We start from the raw sequence: 25,068 nt of genomic DNA, 5'->3' as shown, positions 1-25,068 counted from the left end.
CCACCTTCCCTTGAAAAAAGGGAAGGTGCCATTTGGGGGAATTGACCGGTTATCAAAAATGATTTTTCCGGATTCTAAGAAGATGCCTTGAAAATGGCAATTATCGTGCTTTAGTGAACGTCTTTGCGTGAGGGATAGGAGCGGCTACCGCGTAGCGCGGATAGCCCGGCCCGAAGGGCACTCCATAAAAGATATTCTGCTTTACCTTAAAAAAATATTAACCTTTATGTTATGAGGAGATAATAATTCCATTATTCTTATCTTTTAGAGAAGAATTAAAAATCCCAATTTTTAGCTTTTATGAAAATAGCTACTTATAATGTAAACGGAATTAACGCCAGACTTCCTGTTTTGTTACGCTGGCTGGAATCTGCAAAACCAGATATTGTGTGCCTTTAGGAGTTGAAAACTCCCAATGAGAAATTTCCGAAAGAGGCGATTACTGAAGCTGGTTATACCACGATCTGGCACGGACAAAAGCAATGGAATGGTGTCGCGATTCTCTCGCGGGACCTGGAAATTAATGAGATTAGTCGCGGTCTTCCGGGTGATCCTGATGATTTTCAGAGTAGATACCTGGAAGCGCTCGTTGGTGACATACTTATTGCTTGTCTCTATTTGCCAAACGGAAATCCTGCTCCGGGACCGAAATTTGACTATAAGTTGCGATGGTATGAACGGCTGACTGCACGTGCCCAGGAACTTCTTGAAATGGAAACTCCCGTGATCTTAATTGGTGATTATAATGTTATGCCTACAGACCTGGACGTTTATAAACCGGAAAAATGGCAGCATGATGCGCTGTTTAGACCCGAAGTGCGGCTGGCATTTAAAAACCTGCTTGACCAGGGGTGGACTGATGCGATACGGAAGCTTTATCCAAATGAAAAGATATATACCTTTTATGATTACTTCCGGAATGCTTACAAGCGGGATGCGGGTTTGCGTATCGATCATTTTTTAATCAGTCCGCAACTAGCTAACAGTCTTGTTGATGGCGGGGTGGATAAAGAGGTGCGCGGGTGGGAGAAAACCAGTGATCATGTGCCGGTTTGGATCGAACTGAAGTAGGAAAGGCTGCTGATTTAACCAAAAATCATTTTTTCAACTTTTAATAAAATCTTCAAAATCTCTAAAGAATTTTTCCATTTTCAGCATATTTTCGGTGAGGAATTTCTGTACTACCGGCCAGTCGTTTTTATTATGAATATTTACATTATCCAGCTGAACATACACCCGGGACACCGTTTTTCCTTCGGGTAGGAGGTAATTCTCTTCAAAAATTGCTTGGGGTAAATATTCAGCTTTAAAAATTTTTTTCAGTGAAATCAGCTTTTCGTAATAGTATTCCTGTATAACGGAATCTGCAGAGCTAACATCCATAGCAACCTGGGCAAATTTTCTGTTAAAAGTAAATTTCAACTGGACTTCCTTAATTTTTGTGTTGTACAAAATCCACTGCTGCTCATATTTTTTTCCGAAGCTCGTCCAGAATTCCTGAGTCAATTTTTTTGATTCTTCCCTGCTAAACATTCTTTAAATTTTTCTGCTGAATTTTTTCCGAAGAAAATAATACGTCAAATAAAATAGGCTAATAATATTCCCAATACCACAATCGCGAGTTTCGAAGCATTGAAAGTGTGGTTCTTAGCCGATTCAAATAGAATTGTTGTAGAAACGTGTAAAAAGATGCCTATTACCATGGCACTAATATATACGGAATATTGATTAAGGAATTTCAAATTTTCCTGAAGCCAGCTTCCAATTGGTGTCATTAGTCCGAAAATCGTCAAAAACAGAAAAATCCTAGCTTTACTTATTTTTGATCTTATGAGAAACACAGACAAAATGGCCGCCACAGGGATTTTATGAATAACAACACCATGTAATAAATGTCCGCTGTTATTAAGCGGAAATCCCTCTAATAGCGCATGTAAACTTAGGCTAAGCAGTAATAAAAAAGGAAAAGATCCCGTATCATCATTATGGTGCATATGACCATGTTCCACTCCCTTGGAAACAAATTCCAGGATGATCTGAAGCAAAAGCCCCAGCATTATAAAGATTCCAACTTCAGAAGAATCCCCCGCATATACTTCAGGTAACAATTCAAAGACTGTTACAGAAAGCAGGTAAGCACCACTAAACGAAAGCAATAACTGAAAACCTGTGGAGGACGAGGGTTTTAAAAAAATTGAGATTACGTAACCTGCAAAAACCGAAAGTAAGGGTAAAATATAAATCATTAATTTATTGAAGGAGTTTGCGTTCCTGGCCTAAAACTTTCAGCTTTGGACGTATTATTATAATGGACAAAATTAACGTATTTTTGCGGTTCTTTAAAAATGTGATATGGGAAATAATTTCAAGATGATCGCCAAGACCATGTTTGGTTTTGAACCTCTTTTGGCTAAAGAACTAAGAGAGCTTGGTGCAATGGATATTAAGGAAGGAACGCGAAATGTGAGTTTTACAGGGGATAATGGCTTTATGTATAAGGCAAACTTGTGTCTTCGAACCGCAATTAAGGTTTTAAAACCCTATAAAAGCTTTAAAATATATTCTGAAGAGGATCTTTACAAAAGTATTTATGCCCTTCCATGGGAAGAGTTTATGGATGTGGACGATACTCTTGCGATAGATGCCACCGTACATTCTGAAACTTTCACCCATTCTAAATATATTTCCTTAAAAACCAAAGATGCCATTGTAGATCGGTTTCGGGATAAATTTGGTAAAAGGCCAGATGTGGACCTGGATTTTCCTACTCTTCGGCTTAATATTCATATAGAACAGAATTTTTGTGACGTAAGTTTTGATAGTTCTGGGCAATCTTTGCACAAGCGAGGCTATAAAACAGCGACAAATATCGCTCCCATAAATGAAGTTTTGGCGGCCGGGATGTTGCTACAATCCGGGTGGAACGGCCAGAGTGATTTTCTTGATCCAATGTGTGGTAGCGGTACCCTTTTAATAGAAGCTGCTATGATCGCTTGTAATATCCCCCCCAATTTAAACCGAAAGGAATTCGCTTTTGAAAGGTGGAAAGATTGGGACGCAGATTTGTTTGAAAAGATAGAAGAGTCAGTCTTAAAGAAAGTCCGTGAATTTCATTTCACGATTAAAGGGTACGATACTTCACCTTCAGCTGTTCATAAGGCAATCGACAATGTAGAAAACGCAAACCTTTCAGAATTTATAAAAGTTGAAAGACAGGATTTCTTCGAGAGTGAAAAGGAGAATGACAGGCACCTGCATATGGTATTTAATCCGCCGTACGGTGAGCGGTTGGAAATTGATATGCCTGCATTTTACAAAAGGATTGGTGACACATTGAAGCAGAATTATCCCGGTACCCAGGCCTGGTTTATTACTTCTAACCTGGAAGCTATTAAGAATGTTGGTTTGCGACCTTCGCGGAAGATAAAAATGTACAACGGAGCTTTAGAATCAAGGCTCCTGAAGTATGAAATATATGAAGGCACAAAGAAGGTCCACAAACAGCAGGATTAAAATAAATTTTGCGGTGTCTGGATAGGGTACATCTTCAATTGAAGTTAAAGGGTTTAATTTTAAGCGCCTTTATTTCTAAAGGTCGATAATGGGCATTTTGGAACGTCGGCCAATTTAGTTAAATCACCTTATCAAGGTATTTCATCCAATATTTTTCAGCAGAAAGATCTCTTAGAACTGAATGTTATTTTTTGTAAAGTGGCAGCAAATAGGAAATGGTATAAGCATATCCCACACCAAATTGACTGTCATCGTAGGTGCGGTTAAAGCCCGGAATGCTCAAATTATCAAAACCGGAGGGCGAGCTTTGTCCTATCCGGCGTTTAAGCTGCACATTGGCAGAAAGAAAGAGGTTATTTAATACTTCTACCTTTATCCCGGCCATTAATTCTATCCAACTGGCCGTTAAACCAGTAGTTTCAGGATCTTCCGGAGTCCTGGTGTCGGGGCCAAAATATGGTGTTGTAGTATAAATGGTATATTCCTCCAGTTCCTGGGAAAATGTAGAAAAACCATAGCGAATACCTACAAAAATGCTATTCTGCATATCCTGCCAGTTATTATATGCATTATAATCTGCTCCAATCTTAGCATAACTACCTGAAGAGGTTGCCCTTATTAAACCTTCATCAAAGGTTATCTGCTCATTGCCAATTTCGGCAGCAGCATAGAAACTCCTATATACACGATAGTCACCTATAACTTCAAAACCCCTGTAGTCGTCCTGAAATGCTGTGCGTATGAGTTTGCTAAGATCCAGGCCGACCCGCAATCCATATTTCTGCTTGAACTCAGTGCTATCCTGCAGTTGTTCCGTTTGTTCCGTTTGTGCTGTTCCGCTATTGGCACATAACAACAGGATAATGCTAATAATAGAAAGATATGTGGGCGTTATTTTCATTTTCAACTTCTTCTTGTTCAATCACAAAATCTGAGATCCATGCTGCGTCGTCACCAGGATCAATCCTGGCATTTAACCCGGAATAATTTATTTTAAAAGAGCAGGCCCTGTTAATATATTCCTGGTCACGGGCGTAGTAAAAATCAATGATGTCGGTATTATTCTCTTCTACAGGGCTCTCAGGATCTTCTTCTTCAGCATAATTAAAAGTAAATTCATAAGAAGTTATATCCTGATCTGTTCTTAACGGAATAGCAAGGCTGTCCTGGTTAACATTCAGCATTAAAACCGAAGTATCTTCTACGGCTTTAATCCTGAGGTTTATTGGAGCCTGCGGAGTATCCCTGTTTTCTACATCATAAAACCTGATAACGAGCAGTGAAGTAGTCTGGGTACTTGCAGGGCAGATATCGTCCCGCTGACATCCTGCGAAAAGCAGGATTGTAGCCAAAGCGATAAAAATTTTTTCTGAATAAAAAGATTTCATTGTCTCTTATATTGTTTGGTAGAAAAGAAATACAGCGTTTTCTTTTCCAGGCCCGGTGCTACCTTCTTTCTAAACATACCACATTTTCGACATGGAAGGTTTGCGGGAACATATCTACCGGCTGCACTTTTGTCACTTTATAATACTCATCCAAAATTTCCAGATCACGTGCCTGTGTAGCAGAATTACAGCTTACATAAACTATTCGCTGTGGCAATATACCAATAATTTGAGCTACCACATCTTTATGCATGCCGTCTCTGGGTGGGTCTGTAATTATAACGTCTGGATTGCCATGTTTATTGATGAAGTCTTGGGTAAAGACTTTCCTCATGTCCCCGGCAAAGAACTCTGTATTCTCTATATTATTGCGTTCTGCATTCTCTTTAGCGTCCTTAATTGCTTCCGGTACGGCTTCTACACCAATAACTTTCTGTGCTTTTGCCGCCACAAATTGTGCAATAGTCCCTGTTCCTGTATAGAGATCATATACAATTTCATCTCCTTTTAAATCGGCAAAATCTCTCGTGATTTTATACAATTCGTAAGCCTGTGCCGAGTTGGTCTGGTAAAAAGATTTTGCATTTATCTTGAATTTAAGACCTTCCATTTCTTCAAAGATATGATCACGACCGTGATAGCAGATTACTTCCTGATCATAAATAGTATCATTTCCTTTGGAATTAATTACATACTGAAGCGATGTGATCTCGGGAAATTCTGCAATTATGTTGTTCAATAAAAGTTCCCGCTTTTCCTTGTTTTCTTCAAAAAGCTGAAGTAAAACCATTATTTCACCGGTAGAAGAGGTGCGAATCATTAACGTGCGCAAGAAGCCCGCTTGTTCCCGGGCATTAAAGAATGGCATCTCATTCTCTGTAGCGAAAATCTTTATAAAATTCCGGATTGCGTTACTGGGGTCCTCCTGTAAATGGCATTTTTTGATGTCCAGGATTTTATCCCACATCCCGGGGATATGAAAGCCCAAAGCATTTTTATTGTCGAAATCCTTTCCACTTTGAATCTCTTCGATAGTGAGCCATCGGCTGTCACTAAAAGAAAATTCCATTTTATTCCTGTAGAAGTATATTTCTTTACTGCCAAGAATGGGAGTGGTTTCCGGGAGCTCTATTTTGCCAATACGGCGTAAGTTATTTTTAATTTCCTGCTGTTTGTATTCCAGTTGATATTTATAGTCCATAAATTGCCATTTACAGCCCCCGCAGGTGCCAAAATGCTGGCAAACAGGATCAACCCTTTTGCTGGAATATTCATGAAAATTAACAGCTGTACCCTGGTAGTAGGATTTTCTTTTCTTTATCGTCTGGATATCTGCCACATCACCAGGAACGGCATTATTTATAAAAATCACCTTTCCGTCTGGCGCTTTACCAATGCTTTTACCTTTTGCACCGGCATCTATAACTTCAACAGCTTCAAATAACTTATTTTTTTTCTTTCTGCCCATGGCGCAAAAATAGGATAAAAGCTAAGATTTATTAAGGCTCACCTTGAAAATTTCAGCAAACATTTAGTAATTTGCAAAGATTTGAATTCAGGATGATTTCTCTCCGGCTTCCGTTAAATTCAACGGAAAAAGAAGGAATTGAAGAAGTAAATGATATAAAAAGATTAAAAAATGCCATTAAAGGAAATTAAATCTTCAGAAGAAGCAATTAAATTAGAAGACAAACATGGAGCTCATAATTACCATCCGCTCCCGGCTGTCTTGAGCAAAGGAGAAGGGGTACATGTGTGGGATGTTGAAGGAAATAAGTATTATGATTTCCTTTCTGCTTATTCTGCCGTGAACCAGGGACATTGCCATCCAAGGATTATTGAAGCACTTTCCCAACAGGCTGCTAAATTAACTTTAACTTCCAGAGCCTTCCATAATGATGTATTAGGACCTTTTGAAGAGTATGCGACAAAATATTTTGGATTTGATAAACTGCTTCCAATGAACACCGGTGCAGAGGCTGTGGAAACCGCGATTAAGCTAGCCAGAAAATGGGCCTATGAAACCAAAGGTGTAAAGGAAACCGAAGCCCAAATAGTAGTTTGTGAAAATAACTTCCACGGAAGAACAACCACAATTATTTCTTTCTCTAATGATGAAGGAGCAAGAAAGAATTTCGGTCCCTACACTCCCGGCTTTCTTAAAATTCCTTACGACGATGTAGACGCGCTGGAAAAGGTTCTTGAAGAGAATGATAATATTGCCGGATTTCTGGTAGAACCTATACAGGGTGAAGCTGGGGTTTACGTACCTTCTGAAGGTTATTTAGAAAGAACAAAGGCACTTTGTAAGAAGCACAATGTCCTTTTTATTGCAGATGAAGTACAAACCGGTATTGCCCGTACGGGAAAATTACTAGCAGTAGATCACGAGAATGTAAAACCGGATGTTCTTATCCTGGGGAAAGCAATTTCTGGTGGAGTATATCCTGTTTCTGCTGTTCTTGCAGATGATAAGGTGATGAATGTAATAAAACCGGGACAACATGGTTCTACTTTTGGAGGAAATCCTTTAGCCTGCGCAGTTGCTCATGCTGCTTTGGAAGTTATTCGGGATGAAAAACTTGCTGAAAATGCGGAGGAATTAGGCGGGTTGTTTAGAAGGTTGCTGGACGATTTTATCAGAACTTCGAATATTGTAAACGAAGTGAGGGGTAAGGGCCTTTTAAATGCTATTCTTATAAACGACTCTCCCGAAAGTACTACTGCCTGGGATATTTGTGTAGCGCTTAAAAATAACGGACTGTTGGCCAAACCAACTCACGGGAATATTATCCGTTTTGCACCACCTTTGGTAATGAACGAAGAGCAGCTGAGAGATTGCGTAGATATTATTACAAATACACTAAAGCAGTTTGAGAAATAACTTATTTAGAAATGTATAGAAAACCCCGCCTTGTAGCGGGGTTTTCTATTTTGTAAGTTACTTAAAATTCCTACTGTTCCCATGCACCGGATTCCCTGAGAATCTCCTCCTGCAGTTCCTGAATACCTTCAAGGCCACCGTATATAATTAACATGACCACAATTAAGACGATATAAAGTACGCTCACTACCAGGCCAATTATCCCTAAAATTTTGCCCGTTTTCACATTTTGATAACCAGTATATAAATCAGGATCAGTTTCATAAACCTGTTGCGCCCTTTTGGCCATTACTATAGCCAGTATTCCAAAAATTGCTCCTAAGACACCATAGCAACAACAGCCAACAATGGACAGGATTCCAAAAATAAGGACTAGTGTTGAATTTGGTAATTGCTCTCTTTCCATAAAACACGGTTTAGTTAGTTGATTATTCGAAAAATTTTATAAAGATAACTTGTGACCAGGACAAAAGCAGTAAATATAATTAAGCTTACTTTTACTGTGTAATCATGTTTAAATTTAAAGAAAAGATTCAGCATTAAAAATCCAAGAAGCACTAATAATGGATAAATTGCCGGAAACATGTGAAAAGCAGCCGTAAAATCCCCTTTTAAAAGTAGAGCTACTGCGCGTTGTCCGCCACACCCGTAACATTCCAGTCCGAAGAGTTTCTTGTTTAAACAAGGGAGCATGTATTCTTCCATCATTGTTGTTTTTTGATGCTGATTTTTTTACTGATTTCTTTTTTATCTGAAGTGATGATCTTTAAGATATAAACTGCATCACTAAGCCCGTTGGTGGAAAAACTCAGCTCCTGTTCCTTTTCTGTAATTTTTTGACTGAATATTTTACTTCCCTTCAGGTCGTACAGGGTTACCTGGTCGATATTTGCTTCTTTTATAGCCTTTATCTGTAGGAGACCTTCAGCATTGTTCTGAAGGATTTGTATCTCTGCTTCAGGAGGAACTACAACTTTAGGCTTATACGGAACATTTTCGGGGGCCGGCTGTTCCTCTTCCGTATCTTGTGGGAGTGGTACGGGCATTTGGAATCCAAGAGAAAACCGTTGTTCATATTCGCCTTTTGCAAGAAAAACACGGTAGCCAGTGCTTTTCAGATCTATCTGAGTATTTCTTTCAGAATCGAATAAAAAAACCTTTTCGGGTTCAAATGCTTTGGTAGAATTTAAATTGAATGTCACTTCCCCTTCCGAAGCCATATTTACAATAATTGGTATTTTCTCTTCCGTAGAAAAAGGCTGGACGTTTATTATATAAAAATCTTCATCAATAAACCATCCCACATCTGAAGAAATTCTGTTTAAAGTCATTGCATCCATAGCCCAATCTGCATTCTTAGTGGCATCTTCACGAAAGGCAAGGATCAGAGGACGCGTATATAGATCGTTTATTTCTACGTCCAGGCGAAGGTTGGGAGTGACTTCTGATGTAAGAAGGTTTGCTGATGCACTTTTAAAGCCGGAGTTCTCACTGTTTTCTTTTATATATATACGGCTTCTATTCGTAAAGGTAACATAACCGTCGGCGCTGCCAATCAACATGAATCCCTGGGCAACAGGGGCAAACTCACGCGGAATAATATCGCCGGTTTCACCTGTGGCATTAACTATATTGCCCTGGCCCTGAAATTTCTTAAAAACGGCCGGCACATAGGCGTTGGCTCCGGGAGAATACGCGCCATAACCACCCTCATAATCCGATAGATAATGCGATCGACCATTGTCCTTGGAATCCCAGAAATATGCAATTCCTGTTGTACTGGTATTATTAAACAGAAAGTGCCTTAAATGGAGTGCAGAAGGGTAAGGATTCCCCACAAGGAGGCTTTGATCTTTCATGATTCTCACCTGAAACTCACCATCGTTAGCCCGGCCTCTAAAATCATAACGTTGAGAACTGCCGGTATTATTTTGAACTCCGTTTATAATAGTGGAACTTGTACCGTTAGTTCCTTTCATAGTAAAACCTTCGCCGGGAAGAAGATCAAAAAGGTCACCAATGTACCTCCAGTCCAGATAATCTATTCCGGAGAATTTATGTAGCCAGCGTTTCGAAATTGTAAGTGGATCTGCTGTGCCGTTTAATTCGGAAGTAACAAGTGCTTTCCTGCTTCTGGTGATATCCAGGGGTTCGTACAGTATCTCGCTTACAGATTTATTTGCACTTACATTAGCGACTGGAAGTGACCAGTAATTATAGTCAAAGGCATTGGAAGTACCTTCCTGGAACACAGATACCAGACCTTCTCCAGAGTTTTTGTTTGTTGTTTTTTCGCCCTGTAATATTTGCGCTTCACTCCTTAAATAAATGCTGGCCTGGGTAGATGGCTGGTGATTCTTTTTTAAATCGATACCATCTTCAATAAATAATACTTCATTATTTACATAGATGTAGCTATCTCCTGTTACAGAAGGAGAAATACTCAATTGTCCGTAAGAAGAATTGAATAATAATAGTAAAAAAAGAAGTTGTATTAATCTCATTTATTTTTGATAATCAATAAGAAAGGTAATAAAAAAATTAAAGCCATTTGCTTTTTGGAAATAGCTGTTAAAAAAACAAAGACCGTCTTTTCAACTGCAGTAGTTCCCGAGGTGATTTTCTTGTTCCAGAGAGTTGTTAAATACCTATATGAAAAAGGTTAAACTCTTGCTAAAGACTTGGGTAGCGGGAGGCAATATTTTCTATTTTTGGCAAAGTTGTAAGAAGTATAATTGAAAATAATTTGGGATGGAGATAATAATTTTAGTAGCAGGATTTTCATTAGTTGGTATATTATTTGTCTTTTTTGTACGGACTTTACTGGACAACCGGCAGCAGGAGAAAAAGTTGAGCAGACAAATACTGGAGCTTGAAAGAAAAAAATTTCGTAGCTAAATCTTATCCGTTACAGAGCATCTCAATCAAAAGAAAATTTCTAAAGGAGCATCTTGCGGGGTATTAAATATTAATTTCAGGTATTTACAGATTTTCCTGCTCCACGTATAAACCTGTTTTCAATCTCTTCATCAGCACCCATTTTAAAAAAAATGCTGATTTATTTTAGTTTCCCGGCGTCAGGGAAACTAAATCCTTATAACTTTGTCAAAAATCTTACAACCCAATTTATTTAGGATAAGAAATGAGCAACCGGAATTCGCAGGTAGTGAACACAATTTTAATAGTAGTTGGCGGCGGACTCCTTATCTATACCATTGCTGCTGAAAATCCAAATCAGTATTTTAAGATTTTTGGGCTTATTATAATAATGATTGGTCTCTACAGGGCTACTAATCATTGGGTAGCAACTAAAGACGATCATAAAGAAGAGGAAAACCAGGAATAATATGAATTTTAGGCCCGGAGATAAAGTGGAATTACTGGACGATAACCTTGAGGGTATCGTGGTTACGCATGAAGGAGACATGGTGGAAATTAAAACCAGTGAAGGTTTTAATATGGAATTTCCTGCCTCAGATCTTGTTAAGATTGAAACTCCCATAGAAGATTTTACAGATAACGTGGATTTTAATCAGGTTCTTGAGGAAAAAAAAATCCCAAAAAAACCGAATAGTCAACGTATCAAACCTAAAGAAAGAAATGCTCCTCCAATGGAGGTAGACCTGCATATCCATAAACTTACAAAGTCTACAAGAGGTTTATCCAATTACGAGATGTTGGATATTCAGCTGGATACAGCAAGACGTCAGCTGGAATTTGCCATGGAAAAACGCATACAAAAGGTGGTGTTTATCCACGGAGTAGGGGAAGGGGTTTTAAAAGCCGAGCTTGATTATCTTTTCGGTCGCTATGCCAACCTTAAATTTTATGATGCCGATTTCAAGAAATATGGGCTGGGGGCTACTGAAGTTTATATTTTTCAGAATACAAAGGCCTAATTAGTTTCTTCGCCGTTTCCATCTTCCTCATTTTCTTCAGCACCATCTTCGTCTTCACTATCCTCTTCGTTCTCGTCATTATCTTCATCCACATTTTCGTCTTCATCAACTTCTTCTTCGTTCTCCCCTGTAATTGTAAATTCTATAGTCTCATCAAAATAACCAAGTGAATATTCAGAAAATTTTATTTCTTCCCCACTGCCATCCTGTTTAATTAAAGAAAAATCTCTTAGTTCTATGTAGCTCCTTATTCTCCTGTTCTGAATCAGGTTCTCAAGGTATTCAGGATTTGCGAGGGAAATAGCAGTCTGCCTGTCGAGGTAGTAAGCACGATTTGCAGCATTTAGGTATAACTGTGGGGTACTCAGGTTCTCTTCATTTACTTCATTTCGTGTTGGTGCACCATCTCCGTCATCATCTGCATCCAGGTAATTGGGAATTTCATCTTCATCGGTATCCCGAAATTCCCGTTCGTTAATGGTAACCACGGCATCTCCACTAGCACTAATTTCCAGTCTTGTAGGCACATTATCATTATCATCGTCTATATCCAGGTAATCAGGAATTCCGTCGCCATCAGAATCTAAATGTTGATCGTTTTCCAGGTCAAAACCTTCGTTTAAATTGGAAACCCCATCACCATCAGCATCTGCATCGTTCGTTTCATCCCTAAAATTCGTAGTAATTTCAATAGTTCCCCTGGAAGAGCTTCTGTATTCTTCAAGAACACTCGGCTCGCTTGGAGGGATTTCACTACAAAAGTAGGGATTGCTGCTGGAAGTAGGAAGCGCATCATCGTAGATGCGATAAACCAGAATATTGTTATTATTCAGCGTTAACCCTACAGGTCCGGGTTCTGTTCTCAGCGTATTCGCTTCAGAACTTATATCGTTTCCCGAGATCAGTAGCGACATAGATTCAAAAACATCCTCACTATTTGTGGCGTATAAAACTTTAGTTTCACGGCCGCAAAGCTGGAGCTGGCTATCCTCCAGATCAAAGCTGGTCACGATAATATCACCACTGTCACAGGAGATCGCGGCGCAACAAATCATTATCAGGGCAAAAATTCTCTTCATCTTCAAAAACTTTAAATTGGTGCATAAAATTCAAATTTTTATGCTCTGGAACAAAAGTAGAGGAAATATAGATTTCTAAGGAAGCTTCTTATAAATAATTTAAAATCTGCTATTTTTGTGCTCCATGAAAAAAGTATATTTAGACTCAGCAGCAACTACTCAAATTCGGGATGAAGTCATCGACAGAATGAGCACGGTCATGAAAGATAATTTCGGAAACCCTTCATCTACACATAGTTATGGAAGATCATCGAAAACTTTAGTTGAACAGGCTAGAAAAACTGTAGCTTCCTGGCTAAACGTATCGGCATCTGAAATTATCTTTACTTCGGGAGGTACAGAGGCCGATAATCTGGTGCTAAATAGTGCTGTACGTGATCTTGGGGTAAGGCGAATAATTACTTCAAGGATAGAGCACCATGCGGTACTTTATACTGTAGAGCAGTTGCAAAGATCCTTCGGAATAGAAGTGCGCTACGTAAAACTCGACGAAAAAGGTAATGTTTTTCTAGATGATTTAGAGCATTTACTGGCTGCTTCGGAAGAAAAAACGCTGGTGAGTTTAATGCACGTAAACAATGAAATTGGTAATAAAATCGACCTTAAAAAAGTAGCTGAAATTTGTAAGACCAATAATGCCCTTTTTCATTCAGATACAGTACAGTCTGTTGGACATTATCAACTCGACCTGAAGGAGATCCCAATTGATTTCTTAGCAGCCAGCGCCCACAAATTCCACGGACCAAAAGGTGTGGGTTTTGCATTTATCAGGAAAAACAGTGGACTCAAACCACTTATTTTTGGAGGAGAGCAGGAGCGCGGGCATCGTGCCGGGACAGAAGGGGTTCATAATATTGTAGGATTGGAGGAAGCTATTGAAATTTCATACAACAACCTGGAAAAAGAAAAAGCTGAAGTTTTGGCTTTAAAAAAGCATTTTATTGAAACTTTAAAAGCAGAAATTCCGGGTGTGAAGTTCAATGGTAACTGCGAAGATCCTGAAAGCAGCACTTACACGCTTATCAATATTTGCCTCCCGGTTTCTTCGGAAAAAGCGCTAATGCTGTTGTTTCAGTTGGATTTAAAAGGTATAGCTTGTTCAAAAGGTAGTGCCTGCCAAAGCGGAAGCAGCAAAGAATCTCACGTTTTAAGTGCTTTTTTAGCAGAAGAAGACCTGGTTAAACCTTCTATCCGTTTTAGTTTTTCAAAATACAATACCAAAGAGGAAATGGATTACGTGGTGCAGGTTTTAAAAGAGTTTATTGAAGCCTGATTCAATACAAGATCGATAATTGGCATTTTCGAGGGTAGGCTGAATTTTCATCCACTACGCAGACCTCTCAGGTTTTTAAAACCTGTGAGATCTAAAAACAGTAGATCGATATTTGTCATTTTTCAGCATCTATTTATTTTCTAAAGAATTTCGCTTCGTAGGTATTAGTATTTCCCACATTATCAGTCACAATCAACTTAAAATCATTTTCAGTTTCTGTAACAGCGCCGTCACGAAAATCGTGGGTAAGGGTATTATCTTTATATTCGTATTCCATAAGGATAAATTTCCCGTTTACCGTAGCGCGATAGCTCTTAATTCCCGAAAGATCATCACTTATTTTCACCTTAAGGTTACTGTTGTTGGAAATCCACTGCCCGTCAGAAAAATTTACCGGACTTATCCATGGCTCCTTATTATCTGAAGCCAGGGTGTAGTTACCAAAAGTCCTGATCCCGGTGGTAAACCTATCTGCTTTTTTATACGTTGAAGAATAACTGGGACGCCCTCTGTAACCAAGTTTTGCGATAAACATTTTCTCCTTTTCTGCCGGCTCATACTTGCTTACATCAAAGCCAATCGTGATATTTTGATGAATTGGAGTATCATCTTTGTGCAGGTTAATAGTATCGCCGTTAAAACTGATATCCAGATATTTATCCTGATATAAACTTCCCTTTGGAATATAAACATCAATTCCATTCTGTTCTGTAGAAAAAGATTGATTTGCCTGCACAAAATATTCGGTTTCCTCCAATTGCTTCGGCTGAACCTTCTCACTATATTCACCTTGAATAGGTACTCTAATTACACTTTCGTTCCCGGCAAAATCGGTAACTTTTATGGTGTAATTGTAATCCAGGCTGTCCTGTATCTCCAGCCTTCCTTCAGATTGGACATTTGCGTAAAGGCTTAAGGGATTGCTTTCTTCCACAAACAACTTCTGAACCCGCGACCGAGTGCTGGTGTAATATTCATAATCTATTAATTGATTGAGGTGGCGGGTTTCAGCAAAGGAAAATCTGTCGAAATTAAGCTGAAACACATTGTCGCCATTTAAGTTCGCTTCAATTTTATATACCCCGTTTTGGTTGGAAGCCATATCCTGCTGGTCTACAGTAGAAATCCCGAATCCCACTTTGCCACACGCATTTATTTTTTCAGCAGTATAAGTGCCATCTTTTAAAGGAATTAGCCTTATTCTTTGCCGTTCTGCGGAATGGTTTACATGCGAATCTTCGTCCATGGGATAAGCAAAAAGTCCGTTAATTATGGGTTTTCTATGATCCTGAATTTCTATTCCGAATAATTTTGGGTTCATAGGTCGCTGGCTGCCGTCCCTTATTTCAAAATGAAGATGAGGGCCTCCGCTGCCACCGGTATTCCCGCTGTAGGCCACAAGATCTCTGCTTTCCAGCTGAAGTTCTCCGGCTTCCGGAAAAAGTTCAATTTCATAAGATTCGTTGGCGTATTGCTGTTTTTTCACGTAGGCTTCAATTTCCGGAGAAAAACGCTGCAGGTGGCCATAAACTGTGGTGTAACCGTTTGGATGCTGAATATAAAGCGCTTTCCCATAGCCATAATGCTGAATTTTAATCCGGCTAACATGCCCGGGCGCGGCAGATTTTACCTCCAGGCCTTCCCGTTGCTGTGTTTTAATATCAAGGCCACTATGGAAATGATTCGATCTTAATTCCCCAAAAGTTCCTGAAAGTACCAGGGGAAAATCAAGCGGATTTTCAAAGTAATCCTGGGGTACTTTAGGTTGGGATTGTGCAAGTAGCGATATGGTAAGAAAAATAAGTAAATAATAAAACTTCATAAGACTTGTTTAAGCAAATTCATAGCGGGATAAAGATAATCAAACTCCGTGCAAAAGTAAATGGCTTTGCCTGAGTTTATTGAGGCTGATAGACGATTTTTATGAAAATAGGATTAAAAGTATTGGGATATTTCAAACGGTATGCTAACTTTGTAGGGATTGGCATCATATCCAGCTTTTATGAGTGAATTAACGGAAATAGTTGATAGTCTTGAAAATAGAATCAGCAAGTTGCTTCACAAGTATGAAGTTTTAAAGCAGATGCAGGCTTCTTTACAGGAAGAATTGACATCTGTGAAATCTGAAAACGCCGCCTTAAAAAAGGAACTGGAAAATTCCGGAGAGCGTATTCAATCTTTAAAAGCTGCAAATGCGATGCTGGGCAGTAATGATTATAAGAGAGAGACAAAGCTCAAGATAAATAGTCTGATAAGGGAAATTGACCAATGTATTGTGCAGTTATCCGACTAATTAGTAATAATGGCCGATAAATTAAAGATCAAAATATCGATAGCAGATCGTGTGTATCCTTTAACCATTCAACCAAAACAGGAAGAAGGATTGCGCAAGGCTGCAAAAAAAATCGAAGGCATGATCAAACAATTTGAGCAGAGTTATGCCGTTAGGGATAAGCAGGATGTACTTGCTATGTGTGCCTTACAGTTTGCAGCCCAAACTGAACAGCAGGGCATAGACAAGTCTTCTGAAATGATTGAAGCAGAAGATAAATTGAAATCGCTTAATGAATTGTTACATAAGCATTTAGCGACTTAAGTTCTTTAAATAAATAGGTTACTGCCTGTATTAGTGATTTTTTGATAAACTCAACACGGATTCTTTAAAGAGGGTGAGTCTAAGTTGTAAAAGCGCGCCGCTCCCGATTTATCGGGATGAGCGGATTCTTGATCAGCTTGTTAGCCCTAAACTTGATTTTAAGGAGTTTAATCCAAAACACAACTAATACAGGCTTTTTTTATACATAAATTTTAACTACATGGAAATAATTATAATGATCGTTGTAGGACTGGTAGGCATTGCCATTGGTTTTGCAATTGCTAAAACGATGGAGCGGAAAAAAGCTTCCGGAACTATAAAAAGTGCCGAGCAATCTGCTGCCAGTATTATCAAAGAGGCCAAAGCTGAAGGTGAAAGCATTAAGAAGGATAAAATTCTTCAGGCAAAAGAAAAATTTATTGAACTTAAATCTGAACACGAAAAAGTAATTCTTGGCCGTGACAAGAAAATAGGCGATGCAGAAAAGCGCATTCGGGATAAAGAATCCCAGGTTTCTGGTGAGATTGCCAAGAATAAAAAACTTAACAAAGACCTTGAAGAGAAGTTAGCAGATTACGAGCACAGGACGGCGTACCTGGAGAAAAAACAGGAAGAAATTGATAAGCTGCATAACAGCAAAGTACAGCAGTTAGAGGTGATCTCTGGCCTTTCTGCAGAAGATGCCAAGGCACAGCTCACAGAATCTTTAAAAGATGTGGCGAAGGCCGATGCCATGGCAATGATCCAGGACACCGTAGAAGAAGCAAAACTTACCGCACAGCAGGAGGCGAAGAAGATCATTATAAACACCATCCAGAGGATTGGTACAGAAGAGGCGGTGGAGAATTGCGTTTCAGTTTTTAACCTGGAGAGTGATGATGTAAAAGGAAGGATAATTGGCCGGGAAGGACGAAATATCCGGGCTATCGAGGCCGCTACCGGCGTAGAAATTATTGTAGATGACACTCCGGAAGCAATTATTCTTTCCTGCTTTGATTCTGTTAGGAGGGAAGTGGCCCGTTTATCTTTGCACAAACTAGTGACCGATGGCAGGATTCACCCGGCGCGTATTGAGGAAGTTGTAAAGAAGACCCGCAAGCAGATAGATGAAGAAATTATCGACATCGGTAAGCGTACCGTTATAGATCTTGGGATTCATGGATTAAATCCAGAACTGATTAAAGTTATTGGTCGTATGAAGTATCGTTCTTCTTATGGTCAGAACCTGCTTCAGCATTCCAGGGAAGTTGCGAAGTTGTGCGGAGTAATGGCAGCAGAGCTCGGGTTAAACCCGAAACTGGCAAAAAGAGCCGGTCTTCTTCACGATATTGGAAAAGTGCCGGATACCGAAACCGAGGTTCCGCATGCTATTTTAGGAATGCAATGGGCTGAGAAATACGGTGAAAAGCCGGAAGTGTGTAACGCAATTGGAGCTCACCACGACGAGGTGGAAATGACTTCCCTATTATCGCCAATTGTGCAGGTTTGTGATGCTATTAGCGGCGCAAGACCGGGAGCGAGAAGGCAGGTGCTGGATTCTTACATTCAACGTTTAAAAGATCTTGAAGAAATTGCCTTTGGTTTTGGAGGAGTGAAAAAAGCTTATGCCATCCAGGCTGGCCGGGAATTGCGGGTAATTGTAGAAAGTGAAAGGGTAAATGATGAAAAAGCTTCCAACCTTTCTTTCGAGATTTCACAGAAAATCCAAACAGATATGACGTATCCCGGACAGGTAAAAGTCACTGTGATCAGGGAAACGAGGGCGGTAAATATTGCCAAATAAAATCGTTCCCAGGAGCATAACAAGAGCATAAAAAAATCCCGCGAAACAGATATTCGCGGGATTTTTTTATGTTTCCTTATTCAGAAGCAGTCGGTTAATCATCGTAGATATTCTCATAACTATTTCCTTCTGTAACAAAAAACTCTCCGGTTACGTACCTAAAATGCCTATCCAGGTTCGCGATTTCCTTAAGGTCATCACCGTCAAGTTCAATATTGGCACTTTCCAGGTTTTCCTTAATTCTCCCGGGATTGGTACTTTTAGGAATTACACCTGTACCACGATGTTCACTCCATTTAATAAGAACCTGTCCAGCGGAAGCATCATGTTTTTTGGCAATTTTCGTAATAACTTCATTTTCCAGTAAGGAAGGTTCATCATCAGCTTTCATTCCGTCAGGTCTGTCGCCACTACCAAGAGGTGAAAAGGCGGTAATATTTATATTGTTTTCTTTACAAAACTCCAGCAATTTATTTTGCTGAAGATAGGGATGAAGTTCCACCTGGTTCATTTCAGGAATATCATCGGTTTTTTCTATAAGATCTTTCAGTTTTTTAATGCTGAAGTTTGAAACTCCCACGTGTTTTACAAGCCCCTGCTTTTTCGCTTCCAGCATCATTTTCCAGGTTTCAATAATTGGTGCTTCTTCCAGGGACAAATAATCATCGTCATTTTTTGGAGAAGCGACACCAGACTTAAAAGCAACAGGCCAATGGATTAAATATAAATCCAGATAATCCAGTTGAAGATCCTGTAGTGTTTGTTTTAAAGCCGGGATTACATCCTCTTTTTTATGTGCATTGTTCCATAGTTTGGAAGTTATCCAAACCTCTTCACGCTTAATTTTTCCTTCTGAAAATATCTCTGAAAAAGCTTCTCCAACTTCGGCTTCATTTCCATAAGTCGAGGCGCAATCTATATGCCGGTAACCCGATTTTAAAGCAGTTTTTACAGCTTCTCCCACTTTTCCTTTATCAGATTTCCAGGTACCGAGTCCAATGGCGGCCATTTCGTCGCCGTTTCTGAATTTTAGTTTATTCATAGTTTTCTTTTTTTCAAAGTACCAATATTTTAAAGGTTTTCTGAAGTAATTTTTCTGCTTTAGCAGAAGTTTAACCACCCCGGCCTTGCGGCCACCCCTCCTTTTTTAAGGAGGGGAGCAAAACCACCCCGGCCTACGGCCACCCCTTTTTAAAAAAGGAGGGGAGTGATAAGGCACATCCTGAAAATGGAAATTATCGGACTGTAGTCTCTGGCGCCGCCAATCCACGAATCAAAACTTTGATTTATTCGTGAATTAGTGGTTTTTAAAAGATTGCTGTAAAATCACAATTATCGAACTAGAAGGAAATTTTTGCTCCGAACTCCGAACTAAAAACTATCTGCGTGGGTGGAATTCTTCCATTACCTTACGCAAGTGTCTTCGGTCTACATGCATATAAACTTCTGTGGTCGTAATACTCTCGTGTCCCATCATTTGCTGAATCGGCCGTAAGTCGGCACCATTTTCCAAAAGATGGGTCGCAAAGGAATGCCGGAAGGTGTGCGGGCTTATCTTCTTACGGATACCTGCTTTTTCTGCTAGTCTTCGCACAATAGTAAAAATCATTGCCCGGGTTAGTTTTTTTCCCCTTCGGTTAAGGAACAAAGTGTCTGATGATGATTTCTCAATCACCTGGTGAACACGTACTTTCTTTCTGTAAATATTAATATACTTCCGGGTATATTCAGAAATAGGAACGAAACGCTGCTTATCACCCTTTCCGGTGACTTTAATAAAGCCTTCTTCAAAGAAAAGATCTGAAATTTTGAGTTCGATCAATTCCGAAACCCTTAAACCACAGCCGTACAAGGTTTCAATAATGGCTCTGTTGCGCTCACCTTCATTTTTGGAAAGATCTATGGCTGCAATAATTTCGTCAATTTCTTCCGTAGAAATGGTATCGGGAAGTTTCCTTCCAATCTTTGGAGCTTCTACCAGGTCCAGAGGATTGTCTTTCCGGTAATCTTCAAAGACTAAAAAATTAAAAAATCCGCGTAAACCGGAAATTATTCTCGCCCGCGACCGCGCATTCAAAGTTTTTGCAGTTTCATATATAAATTGCTGGACGATTTCTTCAGAAATATGTATTGGTGCAACCTTTATATCATTCGTTTCCAGAAACTTGATAAGCTTTGCAATATCCAGGCTGTAATTTTGAATAGAATTTAACGAGAGGCCCCGTTCTATCTTCAAATAATGGCGGTAGTCTGTTAGTGCAGTTTCCCATTTCATAGGCTAAATATAATAACATTTTAAGCCATTCCCTTAATAATACTTTAGCCATGAATAAAGATTTTCTTAACGAACTCACTCTTACATTTGCTTCAAACAAAAAAGAAAAATTATGAAGATGAAAAAAGGAATTTTGATGGTTGCAATAGCTTTTTTTGCAACTACAGCAGTAAGTGCACAGGAATTTGTACAATTTGGGATTAAAGGTGGAGTCAATTTCTCAAGCTTTACAGGCGACGGGATACAGGGACTTGAGGATCCTGACTCACGTACAGGTTTTAATCTGGGATTATTAGCAGAAATACCTTTGGCAGATAAGTTTTCTATCCAGCCGGAAGTGCTTTATTCTGCACAAGGATTTGATCTTTCAGATGATGAACAAGACAACGTTTTTGATATTGATGACAACGTAGAGTACCAGTTAGATTACATTAGTGTACCTGTATTGGCAAAGATTTATCTTGTGGAAGGATTGAATGTACAGGCCGGACCTTCTTTTAACTTTAAGGTAAATGAGGAAATTGATAATGCACCTTTTGAGGATGGAGGAGATACTGATGTCTCAGACGTCAGCAATATTCAGGATTTTGAAATTGGAGGTGTTGCCGGTTTGGAGTATAAATTTAATAATGGATTTTTTATCCAGGGAAGGTATATCTATGGATTTTCAGATTTAATTGAAGATTATGATATTCATAACTCTGTTTTCCAGGCTGGGATAGGATATATGTTTTAGAGTATAGCCAGAAATATTTTACAAATGAAGCTTTTACTGAATGGAAGGGAATGTGGTGAGGACTGGCTAGAATTATGTTTTTTAATAACTTTTGACGCAAAAATTTCCCTGTTTATAAGGGTTTGCAGAGATTTTGACGCAAATTTACCAAAAAGTTGTTCTTAATAAATTATTATATAACTGTTAATCAGGTGAATATGCAACAGTAACGTGGCTCTGCCCGTTACCCTCTTGCTCTACATATTCCCTTTTAATGAAATAAATTTGCAACCTCCGGGCGCAAAGTAAAATTGTCATTAAAATGACACATCTTGCTTTATATTTCTAGTATGAGTAGATAGGTTTAAAACCTCTCTCTAAAAGTTTAATCCTTTAAACACAAATTCGGATACAGACATTTATTTATGAGGGATATATTAAAAATATCAGCTGTAAAATTAACATTTACATAACAATTTAAAAAGCACATTTGTTCCTTTATTTACCAGCTTTAAAAGCTTCAATTTTAGATATTTGAACTGATGCTTTAAGACAATAAGAAATAGACAGTCCACCTCCTTTCTCCAAAAAATCTTTCGAGTATTCCATAAGTTGTAATGCTTTGTTAACGGAAGACTATTAGTGTTTGCACTACCACAACAATAACTTTTAAAATAATATTAAAAATGAAGGATTTCATTTTGAAATTTTAAAGGAGGCCATCTTAAATTTTTAAAAATAAAAACACATGAAAATACTACAATTAATTCTAATCTTGGGGCTCTTATTTAACACTTCATGCAACAATGATGATGACCAGCCCCGAAAACCTATTGATCAACTACCAGCTGCTACCCAAACCGGACAACAGACTTTTGGCTGTTTAATTAATGGGGAGGCATTTATTCCTGATAATCTCGGAAGGGGGAGACCAAACGCGTTTTATCAATTTGTAAATGGGCATATACTTTTGTAATTGCCGCCTCAAGTGGTGGTGGCCCTGAATTACTTAGTATAAGTATTGGTGGACTGGATATAGCACCTTTACAATCCTATACATATTCTTTTGAAGAAGAAAAATCAGGAAATACCTACGGGGCCATTATTAAAGGTTTAAAATATTCTACCACTGAAGATGAAAAACCTGGTAAATTAATTATTACAAATTTAGATCAAAAAAATTATATTCTTTCAGGAACTTTTGAATTCACCGTATTTGACAATGAGGGCAATGAAATTAGAATTACCGATGGACGCTTTGATATGCTGTATACCAATTAGTTACAAAAACCATTTATCATGAAAAGATTGAAGCTTATATTAGTAATTCTGCTAGTCAGTCTTAATTCCTGCTCAAAACAAGATGATTGTGATAACCCGTTAGACTGTTTGCCTCCAGCCACCCAACCTGGTGCCGGCACAATCGGCTGTTTGGTAGATGGAAAACCTTTTACTCCAGGCGGCAATCAATCGGGAGGCCTAACCCAACAGGTATTCTACCAATTTGTAGATGGGGAATATCATTTTGGGCTTTTCAGTTCTAAACAAAAAAGGGGATAGAAATGAAAGCGTAGGAATATTTCTTAAGAATTTTGAAATAAGAGAAAACGTATCCTATTTTATTGGATCAGAAATAACAAATTCTAATTACGCTCTTTATCTCTATGGAGCATCAGATTTTGCTAGTTCTTCCGATTTTATTGGCGAGATCATCTTTACAAAATTTGATGAGAATACTAATATTGTTGCCGGCACTTTTTGGTTTGATGCTGTAAATGAGGCAGGGGAAATGGTTGAAATCCGGGAAGGCCGCTTCGATATGGAGTTATAATTGATACTTATTAGTAAAACCACATATCATGAAAACATTGAAATTTTTGATTGTTCTCCTTCTATTCAATTTTAATTCTTGTTCAAAACAAGATGATTGTGATAACCCGTTAGATTGTTTGCCTCCAGCCACCCAAACTGGTGCCGGCACAATTGGCTGTTTGGTAGATGGAAAACCTTTTACTCCAGGCGGCAACCAATTGGGAGGCCCAACCCAACAGGTATTCTACCAATTTGTAGATGGAGAATATCATTTTGGACTTTTTGCTATTAATAAACGGGGAGATAGGAATGAAGCAATTGGGCTTAATAGTAAGGGAATAATTTTAGAAAATTCTGCTTATACTCTTAGTTTAGAAATCACTTCACAAAATGCTACATACAAAATAGGGGCCATACGTTTTGAGACTACCCAAGAAAATACCGGCGAAATCATCTTTACAAAATTTGATGAGAATACTAATATTGTTTCCGGGACCTTCTGGTTTGATGCAGTAAATGAGGCAGGGGAAGTGGTAGAAATCCGGGAAGGCCGCTTCGATATGAAATTATAATCGTCTCTCAGGTATTTCTACCACCAATTCTTAATCGTTCAACTTTGCTCTCAAATTATCAATATCACTAGAAATTTTGGAATCAATCACCCTTGCATAAATTTGGGTAGTTGATATTTTATGATGACCTAAAAGTTTAGAAACTGTTTCTATAGGCACTCCATTCGCCAGAGTAACAGTTGTCGCAAACGTATGGCGGGCTGTGTGAAAGCTAAGTTTCTTCCTAATTTTTACTTCATCAGCAATTTCCTTTAAATACTGATTTGTTTTCTGGTTGGAGTACACCGGTAACAATTTTTCCGTGCCGTCTATTTTTGGGTGATCTTTATAACAATTCAGGATTTCTTCAGCTTCTTCTAATAAAGGAATACGAACAGCTGTATTGGTTTTGCTTCTTCGGGTATAAATCCATTTCTTACCATCTATCCCAAATTGTAAATGGTTTTTATTTAAAGCTTTAACATCGGCATAAGCCAAACCTGTATAGCAGGCAAAAACAAAAATATTCCGGTTAATCCTTAAAACATCTTTTTCAAATTCTGCGCTTTTGATCTTTTCCAATTCCGGTTTGGATAAATAAACCATATCTACCTGTTCAAAGCGAAGCTTAAATCTTACGGTGGGGTTCTTTTCTATCCAATCTAAATGTTCCGCCAGTCGCATCAGCTTCTTAAAGCGCTCCATGTGCTTCATTACCCCATTATTTTGAAGGCTGGACAGTGAGCGAAGGTAACTTTCAAAGCCTATGGTAAATTGGTAGTCAATCTGCTTTAAATAAATATCTGAAGTACGATGTTGTTTTTTCAGGTACTCCTTCAGGTAATTCTCTGTAGTCCTGTAATTCTCCATGGTGCCGTACTTCAAGACATCGGACATTTTTTGGTCGTGATAGCTTAAAAGATAAAGTAGAGTATAGTGCTGCTGATCGGTTCCTAAAAACCGGTCTTTAATAAGGTGAGCCGTAATGACCTGATCTTCTTTCAACAAACTATCGTATGCCTTATACAAAAGAGCCTTGGTTTCATCAAGTTTTTTATTGATTTGGTAGCTTTCTGCACTATTGCCTAGTATTTTTCCGGCTGATTGGTTCCACCTGTTTACAGGCAAAGTTCGTTTTAAACTAATTTCTAATGATTTACTATTAACGGTAACTCGGGCATAAAGGAGGGCGAGTTCTGGTTGCTTTTTCTTTTTGCGGATGAAAAAAGAAATAGAAAAGGTTTGACTGGTACGCATTGCTTGATCGTTTTAAATGAAACAATTATTAAGAGTACGAAAG

28 protein-coding genes and 1 other RNA gene are annotated in these 25,068 nt (G+C 38.7%); 16 read left to right on the top strand and 13 right to left on the bottom strand.

Going from position 1 to position 25,068, the window contains the following annotated elements; translation table 11 throughout:
• The first annotated feature begins 402 nt into the window (after positions 1-402).
• Positions 403-1,071 carry an exodeoxyribonuclease III gene (gene xth, locus RM529_RS10745; RefSeq protein WP_311484796.1) on the top strand — a complete coding sequence of 223 codons (669 nt, stop codon included), beginning with the start codon at positions 403-405 and terminating at the stop codon, positions 1,069-1,071.
• 33 nt (positions 1,072-1,104) lie between these two features.
• Here xth and RM529_RS10740 read toward each other — a convergent pair whose 3' ends face one another.
• Both RM529_RS10740 and RM529_RS10735 read right to left on the bottom strand, forming a co-directional pair.
• On the bottom strand, positions 1,105-1,533 hold the full coding sequence (locus RM529_RS10740; RefSeq protein WP_311484795.1) for a DUF4268 domain-containing protein: 429 nt from the start codon (positions 1,531-1,533) through the stop codon (positions 1,105-1,107).
• 44 nt (positions 1,534-1,577) lie between these two features.
• Entirely contained in the window at positions 1,578-2,246 is a 669-nt protein-coding gene (locus tag RM529_RS10735) for a ZIP family metal transporter (RefSeq protein ID WP_311484794.1), read from the bottom strand.
• 106 nt (positions 2,247-2,352) lie between these two features.
• Here RM529_RS10735 and RM529_RS10730 point away from each other — a divergent pair, with 106 nt between their 5' ends.
• Complete coding sequence (locus RM529_RS10730) at positions 2,353-3,513, top strand: THUMP domain-containing class I SAM-dependent RNA methyltransferase (RefSeq protein WP_311484793.1); 1,161 nt, start codon at positions 2,353-2,355, stop codon at positions 3,511-3,513.
• A 184-nt stretch (positions 3,514-3,697) separates the two neighbouring features.
• Here RM529_RS10730 and RM529_RS10725 read toward each other — a convergent pair whose 3' ends face one another.
• The 3 genes from RM529_RS10725 to rlmD are packed head-to-tail and all read right to left on the bottom strand — an operon-like array spanning position 3,698 to position 6,369.
• A complete protein-coding gene (locus RM529_RS10725; RefSeq protein WP_311484792.1) occupies positions 3,698-4,414 on the bottom strand; it encodes a DUF6048 family protein in 717 nt (238 codons plus the stop codon).
• Complete coding sequence (locus RM529_RS10720; protein ID WP_311484791.1) at positions 4,380-4,901, bottom strand: DUF6452 family protein; 522 nt, start codon at positions 4,899-4,901, stop codon at positions 4,380-4,382. Before RM529_RS10720 ends, RM529_RS10725 begins: the two co-directional genes overlap by 35 nt.
• 58 nt (positions 4,902-4,959) lie before the next feature.
• Positions 4,960-6,369: a 23S rRNA (uracil(1939)-C(5))-methyltransferase RlmD gene (rlmD, locus tag RM529_RS10715; protein ID WP_311484790.1), complete on the bottom strand. Its 1,410-nt coding sequence runs from the start codon at positions 6,367-6,369 to the stop codon at positions 4,960-4,962.
• Positions 6,370-6,540: 171 nt separating this feature from the next.
• On the opposite strand from rlmD, the gene rocD reads away from it, so the two are divergent.
• Positions 6,541-7,785 carry an ornithine--oxo-acid transaminase gene (gene rocD / locus RM529_RS10710; protein ID WP_311484789.1) on the top strand — a complete coding sequence of 415 codons (1,245 nt, stop codon included), beginning with the start codon at positions 6,541-6,543 and terminating at the stop codon, positions 7,783-7,785.
• Between the two features lie 70 nt (positions 7,786-7,855).
• Here rocD and RM529_RS10705 read toward each other — a convergent pair whose 3' ends face one another.
• From RM529_RS10705 to RM529_RS10695, 3 genes are read right to left on the bottom strand one after another with little or no spacing between them, the layout of a single operon-like run.
• On the bottom strand, positions 7,856-8,191 hold the full coding sequence (locus tag RM529_RS10705; protein WP_311484788.1) for a CCC motif membrane protein: 336 nt from the start codon (positions 8,189-8,191) through the stop codon (positions 7,856-7,858).
• A 14-nt stretch (positions 8,192-8,205) separates the two neighbouring features.
• Positions 8,206-8,493 (bottom strand): DUF2752 domain-containing protein, encoded by a 288-nt coding sequence (locus RM529_RS10700; protein WP_311484787.1) that lies wholly within the window; start codon positions 8,491-8,493, stop codon positions 8,206-8,208.
• Complete coding sequence (locus RM529_RS10695; protein ID WP_311484786.1) at positions 8,490-10,289, bottom strand: DUF8693 domain-containing protein; 1,800 nt, start codon at positions 10,287-10,289, stop codon at positions 8,490-8,492. Before RM529_RS10695 ends, RM529_RS10700 begins: the two co-directional genes overlap by 4 nt.
• Positions 10,290-10,927: 638 nt before the next feature.
• On the opposite strand from RM529_RS10695, the gene RM529_RS10690 reads away from it, so the two are divergent.
• Both RM529_RS10690 and RM529_RS10685 read left to right on the top strand, forming a co-directional pair.
• The gene (locus tag RM529_RS10690) at positions 10,928-11,131 is read left to right on the top strand and encodes a hypothetical protein (protein ID WP_311484785.1); all 204 of its coding nucleotides are present in this window, start codon (positions 10,928-10,930) and stop codon (positions 11,129-11,131) included.
• 1 nt (position 11,132) lies between these two features.
• The gene (locus RM529_RS10685) at positions 11,133-11,684 is read left to right on the top strand and encodes a DUF8465 domain-containing protein (protein WP_311484784.1); all 552 of its coding nucleotides are present in this window, start codon (positions 11,133-11,135) and stop codon (positions 11,682-11,684) included.
• Here RM529_RS10685 and RM529_RS10680 read toward each other — a convergent pair.
• Positions 11,681-12,763, bottom strand: a complete 1,083-nt coding sequence (locus RM529_RS10680; protein ID WP_311484783.1) for a hypothetical protein — start codon at positions 12,761-12,763, stop codon at positions 11,681-11,683. The genes RM529_RS10685 and RM529_RS10680 overlap by 4 nt on opposite strands.
• 124 nt (positions 12,764-12,887) lie before the next feature.
• Between RM529_RS10680 and RM529_RS10675 the strand changes: the two genes are divergently transcribed.
• Positions 12,888-14,036 carry a cysteine desulfurase family protein gene (locus tag RM529_RS10675; RefSeq protein ID WP_311484782.1) on the top strand — a complete coding sequence of 383 codons (1,149 nt, stop codon included), beginning with the start codon at positions 12,888-12,890 and terminating at the stop codon, positions 14,034-14,036.
• 133 nt (positions 14,037-14,169) lie between these two features.
• On the opposite strand, the gene RM529_RS10670 is transcribed toward RM529_RS10675, so the two are convergent.
• Positions 14,170-15,858: a M23 family metallopeptidase gene (locus tag RM529_RS10670; RefSeq protein ID WP_311484781.1), complete on the bottom strand. Its 1,689-nt coding sequence runs from the start codon at positions 15,856-15,858 to the stop codon at positions 14,170-14,172.
• A 180-nt stretch (positions 15,859-16,038) separates the two neighbouring features.
• Between RM529_RS10670 and RM529_RS10665 the strand changes: the two genes are divergently transcribed.
• The 4 genes from RM529_RS10665 to rny all read left to right on the top strand — a co-directional run bounded on the left by RM529_RS10665 (position 16,039) and on the right by rny (position 18,415).
• Positions 16,039-16,329, top strand: a complete 291-nt coding sequence (locus RM529_RS10665; RefSeq protein ID WP_311484780.1) for a hypothetical protein — start codon at positions 16,039-16,041, stop codon at positions 16,327-16,329.
• A gap of 9 nt (positions 16,330-16,338) precedes the next feature.
• On the top strand, positions 16,339-16,632 hold the full coding sequence (locus RM529_RS10660) for a cell division protein ZapA (RefSeq protein WP_311484779.1): 294 nt from the start codon (positions 16,339-16,341) through the stop codon (positions 16,630-16,632).
• 48 nt (positions 16,633-16,680) lie between these two features.
• A non-coding RNA gene (ssrS, locus tag RM529_RS10655) (6S RNA) lies at positions 16,681-16,801 on the top strand.
• A 51-nt stretch (positions 16,802-16,852) separates the two neighbouring features.
• Positions 16,853-18,415: a ribonuclease Y gene (gene rny / locus RM529_RS10650; protein ID WP_311484778.1), complete on the top strand. Its 1,563-nt coding sequence runs from the start codon at positions 16,853-16,855 to the stop codon at positions 18,413-18,415.
• A gap of 94 nt (positions 18,416-18,509) precedes the next feature.
• On the opposite strand, the gene RM529_RS10645 is transcribed toward rny, so the two are convergent.
• On the bottom strand, positions 18,510-19,457 hold the full coding sequence (locus tag RM529_RS10645; RefSeq protein ID WP_311484777.1) for an aldo/keto reductase: 948 nt from the start codon (positions 19,455-19,457) through the stop codon (positions 18,510-18,512).
• A 336-nt stretch (positions 19,458-19,793) separates the two neighbouring features.
• A complete protein-coding gene (gene xerD, locus RM529_RS10640) occupies positions 19,794-20,690 on the bottom strand; it encodes a site-specific tyrosine recombinase XerD (RefSeq protein ID WP_311484776.1) in 897 nt (298 codons plus the stop codon).
• Positions 20,691-20,808: 118 nt separating this feature from the next.
• Here xerD and RM529_RS10635 point away from each other — a divergent pair, with 118 nt between their 5' ends.
• The 6 genes from RM529_RS10635 (at position 20,809) to RM529_RS10620 (ending at position 23,789) form a co-directional block, all read left to right on the top strand.
• Positions 20,809-21,426, top strand: a complete 618-nt coding sequence (locus RM529_RS10635; protein WP_311484775.1) for a porin family protein — start codon at positions 20,809-20,811, stop codon at positions 21,424-21,426.
• Between the two features lie 727 nt (positions 21,427-22,153).
• Positions 22,154-22,381 carry a Riean_0653 family protein gene (locus tag RM529_RS10630; RefSeq protein WP_311484774.1) on the top strand — a complete coding sequence of 76 codons (228 nt, stop codon included), beginning with the start codon at positions 22,154-22,156 and terminating at the stop codon, positions 22,379-22,381.
• A complete protein-coding gene (locus tag RM529_RS18120) occupies positions 22,354-22,686 on the top strand; it encodes a Riean_0653 family protein (RefSeq protein WP_432264531.1) in 333 nt (110 codons plus the stop codon). Before RM529_RS10630 ends, RM529_RS18120 begins: the two co-directional genes overlap by 28 nt.
• Positions 22,687-22,704: 18 nt before the next feature.
• Positions 22,705-22,965, top strand: coding sequence for a Riean_0653 family protein (locus tag RM529_RS18240; RefSeq protein ID WP_489752734.1), 261 nt, complete (start codon positions 22,705-22,707; stop codon positions 22,963-22,965).
• On the top strand, positions 22,916-23,236 hold the full coding sequence (locus RM529_RS10625) for a Riean_0653 family protein (RefSeq protein WP_311484773.1): 321 nt from the start codon (positions 22,916-22,918) through the stop codon (positions 23,234-23,236). Before RM529_RS18240 ends, RM529_RS10625 begins: the two co-directional genes overlap by 50 nt.
• 28 nt (positions 23,237-23,264) lie before the next feature.
• Positions 23,265-23,789: a Riean_0653 family protein gene (locus RM529_RS10620; RefSeq protein ID WP_311484772.1), complete on the top strand. Its 525-nt coding sequence runs from the start codon at positions 23,265-23,267 to the stop codon at positions 23,787-23,789.
• Positions 23,790-23,819: 30 nt separating this feature from the next.
• Here the strand turns inward: RM529_RS10620 and RM529_RS10615 are convergent, their stop codons facing one another.
• Positions 23,820-25,025: a site-specific integrase gene (locus RM529_RS10615; protein WP_311484771.1), complete on the bottom strand. Its 1,206-nt coding sequence runs from the start codon at positions 25,023-25,025 to the stop codon at positions 23,820-23,822.
• Positions 25,026-25,068 lie beyond the last annotated feature (43 nt).

It is taken from the genome of Autumnicola edwardsiae (genome assembly GCF_031846505.1).
Taxonomy (GTDB): domain Bacteria; phylum Bacteroidota; class Bacteroidia; order Flavobacteriales; family Flavobacteriaceae; genus Autumnicola; species Autumnicola edwardsiae.
This window is presented reverse-complemented; position numbering and strand designations above follow the sequence as displayed.

Coding starts and splice junctions, on each gene's coding strand:
- RM529_RS10700 (WP_311484787.1), bottom strand. CDS start 8,493: ATGATGGAAGAATACATGCTCCCTTGTTTAAACAAGAAACTCTTCGGA.
- RM529_RS10615 (WP_311484771.1), bottom strand. CDS start 25,025: ATGCGTACCAGTCAAACCTTTTCTATTTCTTTTTTCATCCGCAAAAAG.
- rlmD (WP_311484790.1), bottom strand. CDS start 6,369: ATGGGCAGAAAGAAAAAAAATAAGTTATTTGAAGCTGTTGAAGTTATA.
- rny (WP_311484778.1), top strand. CDS start 16,853: ATGGAAATAATTATAATGATCGTTGTAGGACTGGTAGGCATTGCCATT.
- RM529_RS10740 (WP_311484795.1), bottom strand. CDS start 1,533: ATGTTTAGCAGGGAAGAATCAAAAAAATTGACTCAGGAATTCTGGACG.
- RM529_RS10630 (WP_311484774.1), top strand. CDS start 22,154: ATGAAAATACTACAATTAATTCTAATCTTGGGGCTCTTATTTAACACT.
- xerD (WP_311484776.1), bottom strand. CDS start 20,690: ATGAAATGGGAAACTGCACTAACAGACTACCGCCATTATTTGAAGATA.
- RM529_RS10685 (WP_311484784.1), top strand. CDS start 11,133: ATGAATTTTAGGCCCGGAGATAAAGTGGAATTACTGGACGATAACCTT.
- RM529_RS10670 (WP_311484781.1), bottom strand. CDS start 15,858: ATGAAGTTTTATTATTTACTTATTTTTCTTACCATATCGCTACTTGCA.
- RM529_RS10720 (WP_311484791.1), bottom strand. CDS start 4,901: ATGAAATCTTTTTATTCAGAAAAAATTTTTATCGCTTTGGCTACAATC.
- RM529_RS10725 (WP_311484792.1), bottom strand. CDS start 4,414: ATGAAAATAACGCCCACATATCTTTCTATTATTAGCATTATCCTGTTG.
- RM529_RS10690 (WP_311484785.1), top strand. CDS start 10,928: ATGAGCAACCGGAATTCGCAGGTAGTGAACACAATTTTAATAGTAGTT.
- RM529_RS10705 (WP_311484788.1), bottom strand. CDS start 8,191: ATGGAAAGAGAGCAATTACCAAATTCAACACTAGTCCTTATTTTTGGA.
- rocD (WP_311484789.1), top strand. CDS start 6,541: ATGCCATTAAAGGAAATTAAATCTTCAGAAGAAGCAATTAAATTAGAA.
- RM529_RS10620 (WP_311484772.1), top strand. CDS start 23,265: ATGAAAACATTGAAATTTTTGATTGTTCTCCTTCTATTCAATTTTAAT.
- RM529_RS10675 (WP_311484782.1), top strand. CDS start 12,888: ATGAAAAAAGTATATTTAGACTCAGCAGCAACTACTCAAATTCGGGAT.
- RM529_RS10635 (WP_311484775.1), top strand. CDS start 20,809: ATGAAAAAAGGAATTTTGATGGTTGCAATAGCTTTTTTTGCAACTACA.
- RM529_RS18240 (WP_489752734.1), top strand. CDS start 22,705: ATGAAAAGATTGAAGCTTATATTAGTAATTCTGCTAGTCAGTCTTAAT.
- RM529_RS10660 (WP_311484779.1), top strand. CDS start 16,339: ATGGCCGATAAATTAAAGATCAAAATATCGATAGCAGATCGTGTGTAT.
- RM529_RS10680 (WP_311484783.1), bottom strand. CDS start 12,763: ATGAAGAGAATTTTTGCCCTGATAATGATTTGTTGCGCCGCGATCTCC.
- RM529_RS10625 (WP_311484773.1), top strand. CDS start 22,916: ATGGGGAATATCATTTTGGGCTTTTCAGTTCTAAACAAAAAAGGGGAT.
- RM529_RS10730 (WP_311484793.1), top strand. CDS start 2,353: ATGGGAAATAATTTCAAGATGATCGCCAAGACCATGTTTGGTTTTGAA.
- RM529_RS10665 (WP_311484780.1), top strand. CDS start 16,039: ATGAGTGAATTAACGGAAATAGTTGATAGTCTTGAAAATAGAATCAGC.
- RM529_RS10735 (WP_311484794.1), bottom strand. CDS start 2,246: ATGATTTATATTTTACCCTTACTTTCGGTTTTTGCAGGTTACGTAATC.
- RM529_RS10695 (WP_311484786.1), bottom strand. CDS start 10,289: ATGAGATTAATACAACTTCTTTTTTTACTATTATTATTCAATTCTTCT.
- RM529_RS10645 (WP_311484777.1), bottom strand. CDS start 19,457: ATGAATAAACTAAAATTCAGAAACGGCGACGAAATGGCCGCCATTGGA.